The sequence below is a fragment of the Candidatus Nitrosotenuis cloacae genome (genome assembly GCF_000955905.1).
Taxonomy (GTDB): Archaea; Thermoproteota; Nitrososphaeria; order Nitrososphaerales; family Nitrosopumilaceae; genus Nitrosotenuis; species Nitrosotenuis cloacae.
This window is the reverse complement of the sequence record NZ_CP011097.1, coordinates 333,350-351,149: the sequence shown is the minus strand read 5'-3', so window position 1 is coordinate 351,149 and position 17,800 is coordinate 333,350. Positions and strand designations below refer to the sequence as shown.

Sequence of the window (17,800 nt, the reverse complement as noted above, 5' to 3'; positions counted from 1 at the left end):
ACCCTATATGAACAGGAATAATACTATGAATAGTATTCCTGCTCCAAATACGTAAAGATAAGATTGTGCAACGCCAGTCTGTGCTCTCTGAACTACCTTTGCACCCCAGCCAACCGACTTTTCAATTCCAACATTCATGCCAAGATCAATTGCGAATCTCTCAAAGTATCTCCAGATTCCTCTTGCAAGCCATAATGGTGCCACTACAAAGCACCAGTACACCATTGCGTTGAGATACCATCTGTTTAGCATCACTTTGTGAATTGCATAAAAGAAAATGTTTGAATTTACAAATTTGACTGGGTCTACGAATCTTCCAATATAGAAGACATAGCCAAGTATGATTCCAATGCTAAATGCGGCCAATGACGCCATCAGTGCTATTGGGTTTATTCCTGCCAGAAATGATGGCAATCCGTTGTCTTCTTCTGCGCCATGTTCTGCCTCGATGTGGAATGTGTTGCCCAGATATTCCGTGAATAATTCATGTATGCCATGTTCTGCGGTAAGGCCAATCACACCAATTCCAATGGTCAAAACTGCCAAAATTCCGTATGGAATCCACATTGACATGCTCGCCTCGTGGATGTGATGTCCTTCCTTTTCCATGTGCTCGATGTGTTTTGATTTGTCTCCAAAGAAGACCATTCCAATCATACGTGTCGTATAGAAAGATGTAATCACTGCAGTAACTACTGCAATTGCAAATAGTGGCATTGCCCAAGTGTTGCCAGACTCGTACACGGCAGCAAAGATTGCGTCCTTGCTCCAAAATCCAGTCGTGATGAATGGTGCACCCATCAGGCCAAGGCCTGCGGCCCACATGAATGCATATGTCTTTTTCATGTGTTTTCGAAGACCACCCATGTCAGTCATGAACCTAGAGCCCACCACATGTAGTAGTGAGCCTGCAGCCATGAAGAGTGATGCCTTGAACATTGCATGAGATATCAAGTGGAAAAATCCTGCAGTATAACCATCAACATACTGATGTGAGAGTCCTGCAATTCCCATTGCCATCATCATGTAACCAATTTGAGAACCGGTAGAATATGCCAAGACTTTTTTGATTTCCGAGTTTACCATTCCCTGCGTTGCCAAGAGTAACGCAGTAATTCCTCCAACCCATGCAATTATCTCAAAGAACTGATCCATTGCAAAGCCGGCAGCTGCTAGCGCAAAGAAGAGCGGGCCGATTCTTGCAACCAAGAACACTCCAGCCTTTACCATTGTTGCCGCGTGAATAAGAGCAGAAACTGCAGTTGGGCCAGTCATTGCTTCCAGTAACCATTCGTTTAGTGGGAATTGTGCAGATTTTCCTATTGCACCGCCAAATAGTAAAACAGCGGCTGGCACGAGCAAGCCTTGTGCCTGCATTGATGTGGCCCAGGCAGTATCATGCATTAGTTCTCTGAATCCAAATGTGCCAGCAAACGCAAAGATCAAAAACATTCCTGCAAGCATCATGATATCTCCTACCTTGGTCATGATGAATGCCTTCATGCCGGCATGTGTTGGTGCATAATATTCTTGCAATCCAAGCACTGTTCTTCCCTGAACACCTACGTGATCCTTGTGTTTGTCCCTATACCAGAATGATATTAGAGCATATGATGCAAGGCCTACGCCTTCCCATCCAAAGAACATCATCAGCAAATTATCAGATAGAACAATGATCTGCATTGAACCAATAAAGAACATCATCCAGAACCAGAATCTTACAATGTCCTTGTCGCCCTTCATGTAGCCGGTACTATACACCATAATCAAAAACGAAATCCAGCCAACCACATTTGCCATTATTACCGCTAGTGGATCAGCTAAAACTCCGGCCTTGATTCCAATTGTGCTGATCCAGTTTACTTGGTCATGGACTTCGTGCGATTCTAGTGCTCCTGGAAGTAGAGTAGCTGCAGAGAGTGCACTCATTAGTGCAAATGCGACTGCCACACTGCCGGTTGCTCTCTTTGATGCCTTTCCTACTGCTGGAATGATCAGCGCTGCAACAAATGGCAAAATCCATACCAACCAAGCACTTGTTGGTGCAAAGTCAAATGCAAATCCCATCAGGTTGGCCTCGACCATTATGCACCAAGCACTCCTTTCATGTATGGAATGATGTCCTTGAAGAACAGATCAGGGTATAACCCTACAACAATTGTAAAGCCTGCCAAGACCATCATTGGGGCAGTCATGTACCAGCTTGCCTCTTTGACATGTGATAGATGTTCTGGCAGTTTTCCAAAGAAGACCCGTTTTAGCATCCAAAGCATGTAAGACATTGTAATTACGGTTGCAACAAGGCCTAGACCAAATGTGATGTATCGAAGTATTGCTCCATCTGCAGCATTCTCCTTAACTGCTGTATCTAGTGCGCCTGCAAACAAAGTCCACTCACCCATGAATCCACTTGTTGGTGGAACACCGGCAATGGTTAGTGCACCTATTACACCGCATACTGCAGTGATTGGCATCTTGCCTGCAAGGCCGCCAAGTTTTGTCATGCTTCTTGTGCCACATTGTACGATCAGGATTCCGGCAGTCATGAAGAGGAGTGCCTTGCCCAAACCGTGAGTCACATACATGAACTCGGCGCCTGCAAAGCCAAGCGTGGAATACGAACCAATACCAAATAGAATGTAGCCCATCTGGCTGACACTGGAATATGCCAGTAATCGCTTTACATCGTCCTGCATTAGCGCCATTGCACCACCATAAATCATGGTAACAAGGCCCCAGATGTGCAGATAAATTGACATCTCGGCGTATGTGTTTGGCAAAAATTCAATGATTAATCTGAAAAGACCATATGCTCCAATTCCGATCATTGCAGGAGACAACAGAGCACTGATTGGTGTTGGTGCTGCACCGTGGACATAAGGCAGCCAAATATGGAAGATAAATGCTGCAAGCTTTACTGCAAGGCCTAGTACTATGGCAATTGCTGAAAGCATCAGAACGTCTTGCGGAATTTTTGCCTCAGATATGGCTGCAAAGTCAAAGCTGCCAACAGACAAGCCAATTGTCAAAAATCCTAACAGTAAAACAACTGCACCGACATGGGTCCAGAACAAGAACATCAGCGAGATTCTTCGTCTTGGACCATCACCCCAGAATGCAACCAAAAAGAAACCCGGAATCAACATCACTTCAAAGAAGACATAAAATTCAATGAGATTGGTCGCAAGAACAGTTCCAAGCATACCCATTGCAAACACCAAGTACAACGCAAAGTATAGACCGGACTGTTTGTTGACATAGCTGGCCATTCCGGAGGATTCGACCATCGCAGTTGTCTGGCCAGAGCCAGAATTGGAGTGGTGTACGTGTTCTTCGTATAATTCATGGAACTTGTGTATCATGTATGGTTTGGAGTAGAGTGCAAGAACCGTGCTCAAGACATAGATGATTACTGCAAATGGAATTGCCAATCCATCTAGTTTAAAGCCGAATTCGCCAAACAGCTTGGTCCACACATAATGCTCGGAATAGCTACCTGATAATGCGACATCAATTACTAGGAATGTGCAGTATAGCAACAATCCAAATGTAAACCAGGTTGCCACGGTTGGACCCATCTTGCGCCCAAGGAGGTATGCCACTGGAGATAGTAACAAGGGCAGGAAGACTGCCTGAAGTAGTGCGTATTCCATTAGCCCTTCAAGCTCCTAAATTCTGCAATATCCACATTCTTGTACATTCGGTATGCTACGATGATTAGTGCCAATCCCACTGCAACCTCGGCTGCCGCAATTGCTATTGAGAATAGTGCAAATGTCTGGCCGTGGCTTGTGGGTAGGAATCTTCCAAATGCCACCAAGTTGAGGTTTGCTGCATTGACTATCATCTCTATTGCAAAGAGCATACGAATTGCGTTTCGCTTGACAGACACGCCATAGATACCAATTGCAAGCAGTGCAATTGATACAATTAGAAAATCAAGCATTGTGTTGGTCATTTGTTATATCCTCCCTTCTTGCCAAAGTCAGTGCACCTATTACGGATGCTGCCAAGATGAATCCCATTAGAATTAGTGCAGGCCAATAATACGTCAAAAAGTCAGCACCAATCATTCTAAAGTCCACTGGTGGCTCATCAGTCTGAATTGTTTTGATGCCAGAGCTCAGTATTACTGCGCCAAGTGCCATCATCATTACAAGCATCAATCCAATTCCAGCATAACGTCTTCGTGGATCCTCGATTTTGATAAAGATCAACTGTCTTCTAACAAGCATTACAGTAAACAGAATCAGTACTGCAATTGAGCCAATGTACACTGCAATTTGGAACATGGCAACAAATGGCGAATCCAATAGTAAGAAAAATCCAGCAATACCACCTAGCGTTCCCATCAATGCAATAGAGCCATAGATCAAGGATCTCACTTCGAGTGCTGCAATGGCAGAGCCAATTGTCATAACTGCTAGTGCCAAAAACACTGCATCAGCCATGTGTGGCACCTCTTGGGTTGTCAAATTTCAGCTCAACGTCTTGTGCTATGTTTGGCTTTACCTGTAGTTGGGCTGGTGTGTAAATTAGACCTTCTTTTGTAAATGATGATAGCTCATAGTCATTTGTCATGTATAGTGCATAAAATGGACATGCGTCAACGCACAAACCACAAAAGACACACTTGCCGTAGTCAATTTGTGGCATGATTGCCTTTTTGTTGTGCTTCCATTCTTCTGGCACTTTGACCATTGCAATTGCCTCTGCCACTCCCTCACATGCAATAGCGCAGAGCTGACATCCTGTGCAGTGATCATGGAACAGCATGTGTCGGCCCTTGTAGCCCGCAATTCCAACGCCGGTGTTTGGATCATACTGATATCCATCACCTACAAGTTTTAGCTTTTGTTCTGGGTATCGTAGTGTGAATCGTTTTACTGCAAGATGTTTTATTCCAGAGTTTAATGCCTTGATAATTCCTGTTGCGGTTCCCATCTACAAAATCCCTCCCGGACCTAATACCCCAGCGTACACCAAGGTGAGTGCTATAAAGATGTTAACGAATGCAAGACCGATCAGTTTGTACCAACCAATGTGCAAGAGCAGATCAATTCTGATTCTTGGGAACACACCTCTAGGTAATAGAATGAAAAAGATCACTCCGGCGACCTTGATTACAAACCATAACACATCGTTTAGCATTTGCTGATCCAACAATGGAAGTCCTGGAAGATGAACCGTGATTGGTCCCATCACTATTCCTTTTTCGATTATCTCCGCTGGGAATGGTGGCCAAATGTTTGGTCCGCTCCAGCCTCCAAGGAACAATACCGTAAAGAGTCCTGCAAACGCGTATAATTTCAGATAGGATCCTAGCTGAACCAAACCATACATCATGCCAGAGAACTCGGTTAGCCAGCCTGCGACAATTTCACTTTCTGCCTCTGGCAGATCAAACGGAATTCTTTCAAGTTCTGCTAGCATTGCTATGAAAAATACAATTGCACCTATTGGTAGAAAGACAATCCACCAGTACGAGTACTGAGATTCGACAATTTCAGTCAGGTTTAGCGTTCCTGTCAATATCACAACTCCAAGCACAGACAAGATCAGTGGAATTTCAAATGAGACCATCTGGTGCAGCGCACGAATTCCGCCAATGAATGGGAATTTGCTGTTTGCAGACCATGCAGACAATACTGTGATGACTGGGAAGAATCCAATTATTGCAAATACTGCAAGTAATCCAACGTCGGCATCTGCTACTACCCATCCTCCACGAGCAGCCGGAATTAGTGATACAAATGCAGCTGCCGTTGCAACAAACAAGACAGGTGCTGCCCAGAATATTGGCTTGTCTGCCTTTGCTGGGATGATGATTTCCTTTGATAATAGTTTGATTCCATCACTCATTAATTGTAAAATTCCTTCGATTTTTCCGCAGTAAAACGGTCCTACACGAAGTTGTAGTTTTGCAAGCATCTTTCTTTCGACAAAAATTGTTCCGGCTGCAAGCAATGCCGCAAATCCAAATCCAGGAAATGCCGCAATTTTGAAAAACTCTGTTTGCATCAGAGATTTTATCAGTGGTATTTGTCTTGATGGATCAGCCAAAGTAGTGAGTGCCAGATACGGATCAAGCAATCTACCTCCAATCACTGGCAATTCCAAATAGAACAATAACGTCATAACAAATGGCAAGCCAATCAGAGTCAGTAATGTGACTGCCCAGAATGCATTATCGGTAAGTGACTTTAGAAAATAACTCAGTCGGAATTTTGGTGCAATTGTAGACATTTTACCTGTCAGCCTCCACTGGCCAATAGTTAAGGCTCCAATATACTGCCGGCATGTTTCCAAGCTTTTCGCCTTTGAGTAGATATGGCAATCCTATGAGATTTCTAAACGAGCCAACACTCATCTTTACTCGATATGGTTCAGGCTTGCTCTTTGATACAATATAGCATCCAAGTGAGCCACGGCCTGATTCTACTCTCTTGTAGACTTCGTCGTTTCCGCCCTTTGGATTTGGCTTTAGCTTTACTCGAACGGAACCAGACTTGGGCATTTTCTGCAAAGCCTGTCTAATGATATTGCATGATTCCAGCATGTCAAGCCATGGAATCTTGGAGCGTGCGTATGCATCGCCTTCTTTTAGTGTGTTTACTTTGACATCTAGTTCTTCATACACATCGTATGGTTCTTTGACTCGCAAATCATAGTCAACGCCGCTTGCTCGCAGTGTGGAACCTGTAACCCCCAACCTAATTGCATCCGCTCGTGAAAGCACTCCAGCGTCCCTGGTTCTTGAAATCAGAATTGGATTATCATAAAATATTGCAGCATATTCTTTGATGCGTTTTTCAAAATAGTTGACTCGCTTGAGCAACATGTCCTCAAAGTTTGCTGGAACGTCGTTTCGAATTCCACCCGGAACAAAATAAGCATGAGTTACACGGGCGCCAGTCATTTTTTCCAGCATGTCGATTAATAGTTCTCTATCACCTGCAGGCCACATGAACATTGTAGAGTGGCCCAAAAAGATCCCATAAATTGCAAGCCAATATTGCGTGTAGACGCATCGGTTCAGCTCAGACGCAATCACTCGGATGTATTTTGCACGCTCTGGCACCTCGATGCCAAGCAGTTCCTCAACTCCAAGGCAGTACGGATACAACACATTACACGAATCATGAATTACTGGCCTTTCAAGGTGAGGAATATTTTGGATATAGTTGCGGTATTCTGCCATCTTTTCCTCTCCTCTATGCACATAACCCGGATCTGGATCTGCATTTACGATATAGTCACCGTCAATTTGAACAATAATTCTCATGTGGCCAGACCCTGGGTGTTGTGGACCTACATTGAGCGTCATAATTCGCTCGTCTACTTTTTCTATTTGCAGGCCTGGCGGTAGTGGAGTCGTGCTCATTGCTATCGTCCCTTTATGTGGAAGTCTTTGCGCATTGGTGGCAAGTCCGCCCAGTCTTCTGGGAGTAACAGTCTGCGATTATCAGGATGACCTGTAAAGTAAACGCCAAGCATCTCAAAGCATTCTCGCTCATGAAACTCTACGCTGTAAAAAACATCTCGAAGGCTAGGTAATCTAGTGTTATCAGAGCCGGGGTTTGGGTTTTCCTCTCGCGGTGCTCTAGTTGCCAGAGCCAAGACTTGGTTTGCAAGCTCGGAATCAGTGTAAGAACCCAAGTGATAAACGACCTCGATTTCCTTTGCATCCGGATAGTCAACGCCCGTTACGGACTCTGCGTGATCAAAATGCATCTCGTCTCGGAGGAATTTTGCCACCTCTACTACGTCTTCTTTTGCTACCTTGACTCGAATTCTTAGTGGTTTTACAAATTCTACTGCTGCTTTTGTGCCAAATTTCTCCGTAAGCTTGTCAGCGATTGATTTTTCAAATTTAGGGAGCTCCTTTACTGGCTCGGGTTTTGCTACTGGTTTTGTTTCTTCTGTGCTCATTGATTCTTACCTGGCCTTTAGCCTCTTGATTTTTTCTTGTAGCAACATGCATCCTTGGATAAGCGTTTCAGGTCTTGGTGGACATCCTGGCACATAGACATCTACTGGTAGTATTCCGTCGATTCCAGGCAGAACATTGTACGAATCAAAGTATAATCCACCAGTAATTGCACATGCACCCATGGCAATGACATATTTTGGTTCTGGCATCTGATCATATACCAATCTGAGTCTTGGCGCCATCTTTCTTGTGATTGTTCCCTGCACCACTACAAGATCACATTGTCGTAGTGAGCCAAATGCCTCAATGATTCCAAATCTTTCTACGTCATATCTTGGACTTGATGCCGCACCAAACTCCACACTACAGCATGCGGTTTCAATGTGTACTGGCCACAAAGACCAAAGTCTACTCCAGTTTATTGCATATCCTAATGGTTGGTCAACTGCCTTTACTAACACGTCGCCTAGCTTGCCAATAAACACGTTGGCATTTTGCGGCGTTAGTAGATCCTTTAGCAATTCAATCCCTCACTGGATTTTTTTCTACAAGTGATATTAAGACTTACCATATGTTTCGCCTCTTTGATTGATATAGTGCAAAAGCCATTGCTGCAAACATTATCCCCAAAAACGCAATTATTGGTAAAGTAGCAGTCTTTGGCAGATTCAAAAGCGAGCTTCCCCATGCATACAAAAAGATTGCCATCACATCAAACACTACAAACATCAGAACATACGCATAATACTGCATCATAAAGTGGGTTCTTCCTTCGCCCTTGGGGACTTGGCCTGCTTCCATTGGCAGGAACTTGACAGGATTGCTTAGTTTCCTAGGTGAGATCATGCGCGATATCAAAAGTGCCGGACCTACAGCCATTATGGCAAAGCCAAACATCAGAAGAACATGACTATAGCTAGCCGCATATTCCCCAACCAAATCAGCTTGACACCCGTTTGTTTATATAAAAAGCTATGCAAAAAATTGAACAAAAATTTGCGATCACAAATTTATTTCGACATCATTGATATACCGCATAATCAAATTTTGATGTATGGTAAATGTTGGAGACAAGGCTCCAGAGTTTGAGCTAGTAGATACCGATCTGAAAATGAGAAAGCTCTCCGAGTTCAAAGGCAAAAAAGTGGTTCTGTCATTTTTTGTTGCCGCAAGCTCACCCGTATGTACAACAGAAATGTGCACGTTTAGGGACAGATGGGGTGAGATCTCTGCACTTGGCGCACAAGTAATTGGAATATCAAATGATGGCCCATTTGCAAACAAGGCGTTTGCAGAAAAATTCCATTTCAACTATCCAATACTTGGAGACTACAAATCAAAGACAATTCGCGACTATGACATTTTGATGCCAGATTTGTTGCATGTCAAGGGATATGATGCTGCAAAGCGCTCCATCTTTGTTGTGGACGAGAGTGGTTCGGTTACATACAAGTGGGTATCTGAGAGTCCTCTGGTTGAGCCAAATTATCAAGAGATAATTGATTCCCTAAAGTAGATTTTTTATTCTATTTCTGCCAAAACATCATTTTTTGCAACAGAGCCGGTTGCCTTGACCTTGATTTTCTTCACAATTCCGTCCTTGTGTGATTTTATTGATACTTGCATCTTCATTGATTCCAATACGCACACAACATCGCCCTTTTTGACACTGTCACCCTCATTGACATTAATTGATACTACCTTACCTGGGATTTGGCTGTGAAGTGCAGTCTGTGCGTCACCAGAGTCGCCTCCACCAGAGTTCTTGTAGACGATATCATTGAGTGAGTGGTGCATACTTACGGTAAATGGAGTGCCGTCCACCACTATCTTCATTTGTGCAGTTCCCGCATCCAGATATTTTACAGAGTGGAACTGCGAATCCAAGACAAACTCGATTCCCCTTGTACTTATGTTTAGGATTTTTAGTGTGTGCTGATTGTCATTAATTTTGATGGTATAATCCGCATCGCCTGTCTTTTGTATTATGTGTCCGTTGAATGCTGCCTCAATGTCGGCTATTTTGTATTCCATGATTATCTCCTATCCATGTGGCTCTTCCAGCGGTGGCTTGGAGCATGTGATGATTTGACTTTGCTTCTAAAGAATTCAGAATGCATGATTGCGCCTGCAATTGCAGCATCCTGCTTTTGTTTTTGGTCTGATTTGATGTCTTCAGTTAGTCTGTCAATTATTCCGTATCGCTTCAAAAAGTCAGTTGAGAGATTTCCTTTCTTGTATTCCTCTGCTTTGAGAATTGTCTTGTATAGAGGAATGGATGTTTCTACACCTTGAATGTAAAAGTCATTTAGTGCATTTAGCATTCGCACTCGAGATTCCTCAAATGTTTGGCCCCATGTGACGAGTTTTGCCATCAAAGAGTCATAGAATGGTGATACTGTGCATCCAGGATACAGGTACGTGTCGCATCGAACTCCAGGACCAGACGGTATTGTAACATCCGGAACTGGGCCTGTCGATGGTGCAAAGTCCAAAAATGTGTCTTCTGCGTTGATTCTGCATTCTATTGCATAGCCGTTCATGTGCAAGTCTTTTTGTTTGAATGGTAGTGGCTCGCCGTTTGCAATGTCCAGCTGTAGTTTTACTAGGTCCAAGCCAGAGACAAGTTCCGTGATTGGGTGCTCTACTTGGAGTCTTGCGTTAATTTCTATAAAATAAAAATCACCATTGTCTGCTCGCAAAAATTCCGCAGTACCGAGATTGGTATAGTCTACTGCTTCTGCTGCCTTTACTACCAATTCTCCTACTCTGTCTCGAGTTTTCTGATCAACTGCTGGGGATGGGGTCTGCTCGATTAGCTTTTGGTTTCGTCTTTGAATGGAGCACTCTCTTTCAAAGATGTGCACTGCATTTCCGTGCTTGTCTCGTGCCATCTGGTATTCGATGTGTCGGATTTTTTCTAGGAATTTCTCAACTAATATGGCGGATTTGCCAAATGCTGCAATAGATTCGCCAGTTACAGTCTCATATGCTTCACGCAGTTCTTTGTCGCTGGTTACTAGGCGAATTCCTCGTCCACCACCACCATAAACTGACTTTAGTAAGACTGGATAGCCGATCTCATTTGCAACATCTAGTGCTTCCTCAACATCTTTTACAAGATCAGGACTGCCAGGAACTGTTGGAACTTTGGCTTTGAGCATTGCTGCCTTGCATCTCATTTTGTCACCGCAAAGATCCATTGATGCGGCTGATGGGCCAATGAAATTGATCTTGTTGTCCTCACATAGTTGTGCAAAGTCAGAGTTCTCTGATAGGAATCCATATCCAGGATGTATAGCATCTGCTCCGGACTTTAGTATTGCATCTAGAATTTTTTCCTGATTCAGATAGCTCTCTCGTGGAGCTGCTTTGCCAATATGATATGCCTCGGTTGCTTGCTTGACATGGAGTGAGTTATAGTCCTCATCAGAATATACCGCAACTGTTTTGAGTCCGAGTGCCTTGCATGTTCGAATTACTCGTAAAGCAATTTCTCCTCTGTTTGCGATTAGAACTTTTTTTATCATAATATCACAGGTTTATGTTTCCGTGTTTTCTCGGAAGTTGTTTGTCTCGCTTGTTTGCAAGCATCTCTAACGCTTTAATCAACATAGGTCTTGTCTGAGCAGGATCTATTACTGTGTCAACCGAACCATTTGATGCAGCAACATATGGATTTGCAAATTTTTCATTAAACTCTGCAGTTAGTTGCTTTTTGAGCTCGTCTGGGTTTTTGGCAGAATCAAGATCCTTTTTGTTCATGATTTTTACTGCGGCTTCTGAGCCAAGAACTGCGATTTGTGCGGTTGGCCATGCATAGTTAATGTCGGTTCTGAGGTTTTTGCTTCCCATTGCAATGTATGCACCACCATATGCTTTGCCGATAACCAGTGTAATCTTTGGAACAGTTGCCTCGCAATATGCGTACAAAAGTTTGCTGCCGTGTCGAATTATTCCATTGTGTTCCTGATTAGTTCCCGGCATGTAGCCTGGCGTGTCCACAAATGTAACGATCGGTATGTTGAATGCATCACAGTATCGAATAAAGCGTGACGCCTTGTTTGAAGAGTCAATGTCTAGTGCCCCTGCCAGATACATTGGCTGGTTTGCAACTATTCCAACGGTTCTTCCATTCATTCTTGCAAATCCAACAATTACGTTTTGTGCAAACAATTCATGCACCTCAAATAATTGGTGATTATCCACAACCGATAGCAGCACCTCCTTCATATCATATGGCTGCAACGAGTTTTCTGGAATCTTGTTTATGAGATTATGATCAACTCGGTTTGGATCATCATCAGTCTGCACATATGGGGCTTCTTCTGTGTTGTTTGACGGAATGTATGAGAGTAAGGTCTTGATTTTATCAAAGCAGTCATATTCATTTTTTGCAACAAAGTGCGCCACACCAGATTTTGTGCCGTGTGTCATTGCACCGCCAAGATCCTCAAAAGATACTTCTTCGCCAAGCACTGTCTTGACTACTTCTGGTCCTGTAACATACATGGTTCCTGCTTTTTCAACCATTATTACAAAGTCAGTCATTGCTGGAGAATATACTGCACCACCAGCGGATGGCCCTATGCTTGCAGTGATTTGTGGTACAACTCCAGATGCTAGTTCATTGTGATAGAAAATGTCTGCAAATCCATCAAGGCTCAAAATCCCTTCTTGAATTCTTGCGCCACCAGAATCCGCGATTCCAATTATTGGACAGCCAGTGCGCACTGCATGGTCCATGAGTTTTGTTATTTTCTTTGCGCCCATTTGTGAGAGCGTGCCGCCCAAAACTGTAAAGTCATATGCAAAAACAAAGACCTGTCGACTATTGATTGTGCCATAGCCAGTTATGACACCATCGGTAAAGAATTTCTTTTTCTGCATGTCATATTCATAGTAATGATGAGTAGCTAGTGCATCAATTTCTGTAAAGCTTCCCTCATCCAGTAATAGATGGATTCTCTCTCTTGCTGTTAGCTTTCCTTTTTCATGTTGGGCCAGGATTTTGTCTTGTCCGCCGCTTGCAAGTGCTGTTTTTTGTTTTTCTAGAAATTTTTCAATCTTATCAGTATGCATGCCAGACCCCGCAACAACCAAACACATCGAACGCTATATTAATTTTAGATCGTATTATTATGAAAATTATCTGATCGCGTTTGGGTGCTATTCTCGTATTTTGTCTCTGCCGCCCTTGGCAGTCCTAAAGACATTCATCCCAATGTTGTAATTTTCATAAAGGGTTTCCAGTTTCTTTAGGTCTTCCTCTGCTTGCTGGATTTGTATTGACGTGGATTCGGGGTTTTGTCTTAGATTCTCCAGTGTCTGCGCTTTTTCTTTGAGCAGATCAGCTAGCCCCATCTCATAGTTTGAGGTTCCCTGGAATTCAGGGCTGAGTATGTGTTGCGGCCTGTATGGTGGGATTTGATATGAAATCTCTTCTTTTTTTGTCTCGATATCAGTGCTATCAGTCAACGAGTAGCTCCAATTTGTGCTTAAATTTTAAGATTTAGTAACGAGTAATTCTTTTTGACGGCGTTTTGATAATCCAGAAATGATTCCTTAGAGTCGCCACATTTTTTGCAAATGCACAGCTCAGAGACCATATTTCTGTCACAATCATCTAAGAACTCACATTTTGCACATCCTGCAGGTCCTCCACAAACAATGCATTTTAGTTCCTTTACTTCTTGGCTTGCGCATTTTTCATGCTTGACGCCAAGTCCCTTTGCCCAAAGGCCGATTTCATTTATCTCGATTTTTTGGTTACATACAATGCATGTTCCAGGAAATTTCATTGGAATTTTACGCCAGCTCAATGTATCAGCTCGATCTCCTTTTGAAGTACCTCAGAATATTCTGGGTTTATCTCCAGTTCCAGTTTTTTGTTTTTCATGCAAAATAGAATGTATGGCAAATAATATGTCGCAGTGGTGCTTTGTGATACGTGAAATCTTTGTGCGAGATTAGCTGCCAGCGATTTGATTACTTTGCCATCCCATCTTAGTTTATTCAGCAATGGCCACGATAAATTATACTGGGAATACTGTATTGGCAGATTCTCAGAATATAGCCTGAGCAAAATATTGTCCAAATAGCGCAACAGTCTCCATTCTTGCGTTCGGATTATTCTGCCATACAACACGTCTGCTTCCGATATCACATCAAGCAGTCTTGCCATGTCTTTGTTTTGGATGTTGCTTGTAACAATGCTAGAATAAAATGCGTTGAGTTTTTCTCTAGGATCTATTCTTAATGAGTATAGTACACTTTGTGCCTCTTGTCTTGTTTTTGCCTTGAAAAACGCGTTTATGCCGGCTTCAATGTCAAGTGCTTCAAATGATTTTTCTGAATCCACATCAAATCCGCCCATCTGGGCTTGCGCCATATTCAACATGGAACGGATATCACCACGACATTCCACAATAACTTTGATTGTAGTGCCAGGAGAAAGCTTTGCTCCCTCTTCTTTGAGCACCTTGCCAAGATACAGCCCAAGTAGTCGCGGCGGTACTGGTTTTAGGTAAATTGTCTTTGCTGTTTTTTTGATGTTTTTCATTTTATCAGAATCATCAGAATTTGCTGCCAAAATTATCGGAACGGTTGGCTCTTTGAGAATTTTCAGCAAGGCCTCCACTCCGCCAAAGTCGGATCTGCCATGAATCCCATCCACCTCATCTATGAAGATCATTGGCCTTCCAAGAAGACTTGTGCTACCAAGAAGCGGCGAGAGCAATTCCTCTATGTTTGATTTGTTTCTCACATCGCTTGCATTCATTCCTATAACATCATAACCGAATTCTTTTGCCGCAAGTTGTGCAAGTGTTGTTTTGCCAATTCCCGGAGGGCCCACAAGGAGAATCGGTTTTGCGCCTTTTTTCCATTTTATTATCCAGTCAACAAATGACTTTCTGGCCTCTTCGTTGCCAACCATGTCAATAATTTGTTTTGGCCTATGTTTCTCAGACCACATCATGGTATGATCACTTTGGAAGTTTTGCAGAGAATTCTGACCATAGATTTACCTTGTCCAGTTGATTATACCAGTATTGGTTATAGTGCTCCACAGTCAGGAACAAAAATTCTAAAAATTCCGTGTGTGAGAAATCCTTTGGGAGCAGTTCCAGTGCAAGTCTTGCATCTGATAAGTATAGTTCACTTTTTTTCATAGTGTACTCGAATCCCTTTTTGACATCGTTTGTCAAAAGCGAGTAATACAAAGGCCAAGAGGGCACCTTGATGAACTTGTTTTTAATGGAATCTTCAATTTCATTGCCACATCCGACGCCTTCGGCGGCACGCGCCATTCCCAAGTAAAAGATTTCACCCAATGGGTTTTTGGATAAAGCCATGTTGCGTCCAGCAGTTCCCATCACGGCGCGATATTTTTTGTAGCACTGGTTCATTTGTTCTTCAGTGATTTTAGTTGGCGTGGTCTTTAGTTTGGTATCGATGTACTGCCCAAGTCGCGCATCCTTGAATCCATCTTCAAATTCTTGTAATACTTCTTCGCCGCCCTTGGCAATTTTGTCCCGGGCCAGCTTCAAAATGTAAGGATTCATGAGCTTATAGTCATCCAGATATTCCAAGTCTTCGTCTTTGTCCACGATACGATCCATCGGTTCTGAAAGATCTATTGCTATTATGTGACCATCAACCATATCTTGACGCATCTGTGCAGATTTGTTTTTTGTATAATCAGATGCTGCATCATATAGTGCACAGAACACAGGCAATGTCATTTTAACAAAATTAGAATTAAGAATTCGCAGAACCCGGTCTTTTAGAACATCGGGATTTTCTAGTTTTGATCGTATTGCGGGAATCTCCGAATCTTGTAGGATTATTTCGTCTGTGCCAATCTCTTGTGCAAATGCTTTTTGTGTAAAAGACGGTGATGTGTCATTTTTTATCTCACGTAATAGATCATCTGTGAACCTTTGCGCAAACTTTGGGAACTCGGATTCGGCTTCCTCTTTGTATTTTTGGAATAGCTTGAAGCCTTTTGATTTGAACAAGCCTTGTTTTATGATTTGTTTGCCAGATTTTGTCGACATTAGTGCTTCTTTTGATATGACAGACTGATCCTTGCTGCTCACACCAAAACAGCTTTGCTCTTGTTATTTATCCTTTCAAGATTTCTTGACTTAAATTACGAAAAAAATTTAGAACACCTGTGCAAGTAATTGAAATTCTAAGAGAGGCATCAAGACAGGTCTATGAGAATGTCAAAGACTTGGCAGGAACAAAGGCGGCAGCAGAAGATCATGGCATAGGCAAAGGAGGCGATATTTCTCGCAAAATAGACATTGTTGCGGAAAAAACTGTTCTGGATTATCTAAAGAAAATAAAATTTGACTGCATTGTACTTGGAGAAGAATGTGGTAGAGTGGAGTTATCAAGAAAACCAAAGGGTTTTGTCATAATGGACGCCATTGACGGTTCTGCAAACGCAGTGAGGGGAATTCCATTCTTTTGTTGCTCTTTGGCATTTGCTCCAAAAAACAAGCTCAGCTCAATCACAGATGGTGTGGTAACAGATCTGTCAAATGGCGATATGTATTGGGCAACAAAAGGCAAGGGCGCATACCTAAACAAGAAGAAGATCACAGTACACAAACAAAAACCAGTCTACAAAATAGTCGGAATTAATGTCTCAGGTGCCACCCCAAAACTGGTTAAAAGAATTCAGCCAATCTTTCAGAATTCTAATCACTCAAGACACTTAGGCGCAAATGCACTAGAATTAGCACTCTTTGCCAGGGGATTGATTGATGTTTACATTGACCTAAGAGAAAAAATCAGAGTCACAGACATGGCAGCTGGCTACATAATATCAAAAGAAGCAGGCGGAGTTATACTGGACCAAAAACTCAAACCACTTGATTCCGATTTATCATATGAGACAAGACTATCATTTATTGCAGCTGCAAACAAGCAGATTCTCTCAGATACTGTAAAACAGCTAAAACTGTAGATAGCCCCAAGATTTGATGCGAATTTGGAACTAGGTTTAATAGCCTAATTGCGACTCCGATCACTCAATGAACAAACCAGTATTTGCCATTCTTCTTGCAGGAATCTTGGTAACATCAGTACTTGCACAAGAATCGTTTGCTGAGAACTCTAAATGTGATGGCGATTGTGTAGCACCAACATTTGGAACACTGGATGATGGTAGAGTCATAGTGGAAAAAGGACTGACAATCAATGATCAGTCATTTGATGTTTCTGAATTCAGCCAGACAATTCCCACTCAAACATTCACCGTAGGCCAAACAAATACAGTAAAGTTGACAGTCTATGAGAACAGCGGAGTAAGCTCACTCAGATATGTTTCTCTTACCATATCGGATTACAAAGGAGAGCGAGACCAAACTGAAAAAGCAAGAATTGCACTTACGCAAGACTTTGATGGAACCCAAAAACTAGACATTTTGGATTTTGATAAGATACTATCCAATGTCAAGTATAATGCAACTCAAATCGATTCATTCACAACTGTAGTCTACTTTACATTTGATATTACAAAATCAGTAGACAAATCAGCACTAATAATCGAGTCTTGGGATGATGCTAGAAACGCAAGAAAGAACATCCTCCTAGATGCAATCAAGGCAGAAGAAAAGAGCATGGAAAAAGTCAAGGAAGAAAAAATGATGGAAAAGAAGATGACTCAGAAAAAGACTCCAGTCAAAGTAGAAGAGAAGAAGGAAGAAAAGTCTGAGAAATCAAAAGAAAAATCCACTAAAAAGCCTCAGATCGCAAAGGGCAAGAAAACAAAAAAACTACCTCGACAATACCAATAGAATCTAAATTCTATTTTTTTTAATTTTTAGAATTTTTTATCCGATACCAGTATAG

At 42.4% G+C, this 17,800-nt stretch carries 20 protein-coding genes; 3 read left to right on the top strand and 17 right to left on the bottom strand.

Features of this window, described 5'->3' with window-relative positions; all coding sequences use genetic code 11:
* Positions 1-3: 3 nt before the first annotated feature.
* The 10 genes from SU86_RS01860 to SU86_RS01815 are packed head-to-tail and all read right to left on the bottom strand — an operon-like array spanning position 4 to position 8,830.
* Positions 4-2,085: an NADH-quinone oxidoreductase subunit 5 family protein gene (locus tag SU86_RS01860; protein ID WP_236687728.1), complete on the bottom strand. Its 2,082-nt coding sequence runs from the start codon at positions 2,083-2,085 to the stop codon at positions 4-6.
* A complete protein-coding gene (locus tag SU86_RS01855) occupies positions 2,085-3,653 on the bottom strand; it encodes a complex I subunit 4 family protein (RefSeq protein WP_048187015.1) in 1,569 nt (522 codons plus the stop codon). Before SU86_RS01855 ends, SU86_RS01860 begins: the two co-directional genes overlap by 1 nt.
* Positions 3,653-3,958: an NADH-quinone oxidoreductase subunit NuoK gene (gene nuoK / locus SU86_RS01850; RefSeq protein ID WP_048187014.1), complete on the bottom strand. Its 306-nt coding sequence runs from the start codon at positions 3,956-3,958 to the stop codon at positions 3,653-3,655. The genes SU86_RS01855 and nuoK overlap by 1 nt, the downstream gene beginning before the upstream one ends.
* Positions 3,939-4,451 (bottom strand): NADH-quinone oxidoreductase subunit J family protein, encoded by a 513-nt coding sequence (locus SU86_RS01845; RefSeq protein WP_048187013.1) that lies wholly within the window; start codon positions 4,449-4,451, stop codon positions 3,939-3,941. Before SU86_RS01845 ends, nuoK begins: the two co-directional genes overlap by 20 nt.
* Positions 4,444-4,944, bottom strand: a complete 501-nt coding sequence (locus SU86_RS01840; protein ID WP_048187011.1) for an NADH-quinone oxidoreductase subunit I — start codon at positions 4,942-4,944, stop codon at positions 4,444-4,446. Before SU86_RS01840 ends, SU86_RS01845 begins: the two co-directional genes overlap by 8 nt.
* Positions 4,945-6,246 (bottom strand): NADH-quinone oxidoreductase subunit NuoH, encoded by a 1,302-nt coding sequence (gene nuoH, locus SU86_RS01835; protein ID WP_048187010.1) that lies wholly within the window; start codon positions 6,244-6,246, stop codon positions 4,945-4,947.
* A 1-nt stretch (position 6,247) separates the two neighbouring features.
* Positions 6,248-7,384, bottom strand: coding sequence for an NADH-quinone oxidoreductase subunit D (locus tag SU86_RS01830; RefSeq protein WP_048187008.1), 1,137 nt, complete (start codon positions 7,382-7,384; stop codon positions 6,248-6,250).
* A gap of 2 nt (positions 7,385-7,386) precedes the next feature.
* Positions 7,387-7,932 (bottom strand): NADH-quinone oxidoreductase subunit C, encoded by a 546-nt coding sequence (locus SU86_RS01825; protein ID WP_048187007.1) that lies wholly within the window; start codon positions 7,930-7,932, stop codon positions 7,387-7,389.
* A gap of 6 nt (positions 7,933-7,938) precedes the next feature.
* Positions 7,939-8,454, bottom strand: a complete 516-nt coding sequence (locus tag SU86_RS01820; RefSeq protein WP_048187006.1) for an NADH-quinone oxidoreductase subunit B — start codon at positions 8,452-8,454, stop codon at positions 7,939-7,941.
* A gap of 43 nt (positions 8,455-8,497) precedes the next feature.
* On the bottom strand, positions 8,498-8,830 hold the full coding sequence (locus SU86_RS01815) for an NADH-quinone oxidoreductase subunit A (RefSeq protein ID WP_048187005.1): 333 nt from the start codon (positions 8,828-8,830) through the stop codon (positions 8,498-8,500).
* 157 nt (positions 8,831-8,987) lie between these two features.
* On the opposite strand from SU86_RS01815, the gene SU86_RS01810 reads away from it, so the two are divergent.
* Positions 8,988-9,449: a redoxin domain-containing protein gene (locus SU86_RS01810; RefSeq protein ID WP_048187004.1), complete on the top strand. Its 462-nt coding sequence runs from the start codon at positions 8,988-8,990 to the stop codon at positions 9,447-9,449.
* Between the two features lie 5 nt (positions 9,450-9,454).
* Here SU86_RS01810 and SU86_RS01805 read toward each other — a convergent pair whose 3' ends face one another.
* The 7 genes from SU86_RS01805 to SU86_RS01775 all read right to left on the bottom strand — a co-directional run bounded on the left by SU86_RS01805 (position 9,455) and on the right by SU86_RS01775 (position 16,035).
* Complete coding sequence (locus SU86_RS01805; RefSeq protein ID WP_048187003.1) at positions 9,455-9,967, bottom strand: acyl-CoA carboxylase biotin carboxyl carrier protein subunit; 513 nt, start codon at positions 9,965-9,967, stop codon at positions 9,455-9,457.
* A gap of 2 nt (positions 9,968-9,969) precedes the next feature.
* Entirely contained in the window at positions 9,970-11,463 is a 1,494-nt protein-coding gene (locus SU86_RS01800; RefSeq protein ID WP_048187002.1) for an acetyl-CoA carboxylase biotin carboxylase subunit, read from the bottom strand.
* A gap of 4 nt (positions 11,464-11,467) precedes the next feature.
* Positions 11,468-13,015 (bottom strand): acyl-CoA carboxylase subunit beta, encoded by a 1,548-nt coding sequence (locus tag SU86_RS01795; protein ID WP_048189045.1) that lies wholly within the window; start codon positions 13,013-13,015, stop codon positions 11,468-11,470.
* Between the two features lie 87 nt (positions 13,016-13,102).
* Positions 13,103-13,411 carry a hypothetical protein gene (locus tag SU86_RS01790; protein ID WP_052755422.1) on the bottom strand — a complete coding sequence of 103 codons (309 nt, stop codon included), beginning with the start codon at positions 13,409-13,411 and terminating at the stop codon, positions 13,103-13,105.
* Between the two features lie 20 nt (positions 13,412-13,431).
* Positions 13,432-13,755: a hypothetical protein gene (locus tag SU86_RS01785; RefSeq protein WP_082096074.1), complete on the bottom strand. Its 324-nt coding sequence runs from the start codon at positions 13,753-13,755 to the stop codon at positions 13,432-13,434.
* Complete coding sequence (locus SU86_RS01780) at positions 13,752-14,909, bottom strand: AAA family ATPase (protein ID WP_048189042.1); 1,158 nt, start codon at positions 14,907-14,909, stop codon at positions 13,752-13,754. The genes SU86_RS01785 and SU86_RS01780 overlap by 4 nt, the downstream gene beginning before the upstream one ends.
* A gap of 10 nt (positions 14,910-14,919) precedes the next feature.
* Complete coding sequence (locus SU86_RS01775) at positions 14,920-16,035, bottom strand: hypothetical protein (RefSeq protein WP_048187001.1); 1,116 nt, start codon at positions 16,033-16,035, stop codon at positions 14,920-14,922.
* 77 nt (positions 16,036-16,112) lie between these two features.
* On the opposite strand from SU86_RS01775, the gene SU86_RS01770 reads away from it, so the two are divergent.
* Both SU86_RS01770 and SU86_RS01765 read left to right on the top strand, forming a co-directional pair.
* Positions 16,113-16,913 carry an inositol monophosphatase family protein gene (locus SU86_RS01770; protein ID WP_048187000.1) on the top strand — a complete coding sequence of 267 codons (801 nt, stop codon included), beginning with the start codon at positions 16,113-16,115 and terminating at the stop codon, positions 16,911-16,913.
* Positions 16,914-16,980: 67 nt separating this feature from the next.
* A complete protein-coding gene (locus SU86_RS01765; protein WP_048186999.1) occupies positions 16,981-17,745 on the top strand; it encodes a hypothetical protein in 765 nt (254 codons plus the stop codon).
* Positions 17,746-17,800 lie beyond the last annotated feature (55 nt).

What these genes read in the sequence shown, in the direction of transcription:
- SU86_RS01860 (WP_236687728.1), bottom strand. Translation starts at nt 2,085, where the DNA reads ATGGTCGAGGCCAACCTGATGGGATTTGCATTTGACTTTGCACCAACA.
- SU86_RS01855 (WP_048187015.1), bottom strand. Translation starts at nt 3,653, where the DNA reads ATGGAATACGCACTACTTCAGGCAGTCTTCCTGCCCTTGTTACTATCT.
- nuoK (WP_048187014.1), bottom strand. Translation starts at nt 3,958, where the DNA reads ATGACCAACACAATGCTTGATTTTCTAATTGTATCAATTGCACTGCTT.
- SU86_RS01845 (WP_048187013.1), bottom strand. Translation starts at nt 4,451, where the DNA reads ATGGCTGATGCAGTGTTTTTGGCACTAGCAGTTATGACAATTGGCTCT.
- SU86_RS01840 (WP_048187011.1), bottom strand. Translation starts at nt 4,944, where the DNA reads ATGGGAACCGCAACAGGAATTATCAAGGCATTAAACTCTGGAATAAAA.
- nuoH (WP_048187010.1), bottom strand. Translation starts at nt 6,246, where the DNA reads ATGTCTACAATTGCACCAAAATTCCGACTGAGTTATTTTCTAAAGTCA.
- SU86_RS01830 (WP_048187008.1), bottom strand. Translation starts at nt 7,384, where the DNA reads ATGAGCACGACTCCACTACCGCCAGGCCTGCAAATAGAAAAAGTAGAC.
- SU86_RS01825 (WP_048187007.1), bottom strand. Translation starts at nt 7,932, where the DNA reads ATGAGCACAGAAGAAACAAAACCAGTAGCAAAACCCGAGCCAGTAAAG.
- SU86_RS01815 (WP_048187005.1), bottom strand. Translation starts at nt 8,830, where the DNA reads ATGTTTGGCTTTGCCATAATGGCTGTAGGTCCGGCACTTTTGATATCG.
- SU86_RS01810 (WP_048187004.1), top strand. Translation starts at nt 8,988, where the DNA reads ATGGTAAATGTTGGAGACAAGGCTCCAGAGTTTGAGCTAGTAGATACC.
- SU86_RS01805 (WP_048187003.1), bottom strand. Translation starts at nt 9,967, where the DNA reads ATGGAATACAAAATAGCCGACATTGAGGCAGCATTCAACGGACACATA.
- SU86_RS01800 (WP_048187002.1), bottom strand. Translation starts at nt 11,463, where the DNA reads ATGATAAAAAAAGTTCTAATCGCAAACAGAGGAGAAATTGCTTTACGA.
- SU86_RS01795 (WP_048189045.1), bottom strand. Translation starts at nt 13,015, where the DNA reads ATGCATACTGATAAGATTGAAAAATTTCTAGAAAAACAAAAAACAGCA.
- SU86_RS01780 (WP_048189042.1), bottom strand. Translation starts at nt 14,909, where the DNA reads ATGTGGTCTGAGAAACATAGGCCAAAACAAATTATTGACATGGTTGGC.
- SU86_RS01765 (WP_048186999.1), top strand. Translation starts at nt 16,981, where the DNA reads ATGAACAAACCAGTATTTGCCATTCTTCTTGCAGGAATCTTGGTAACA.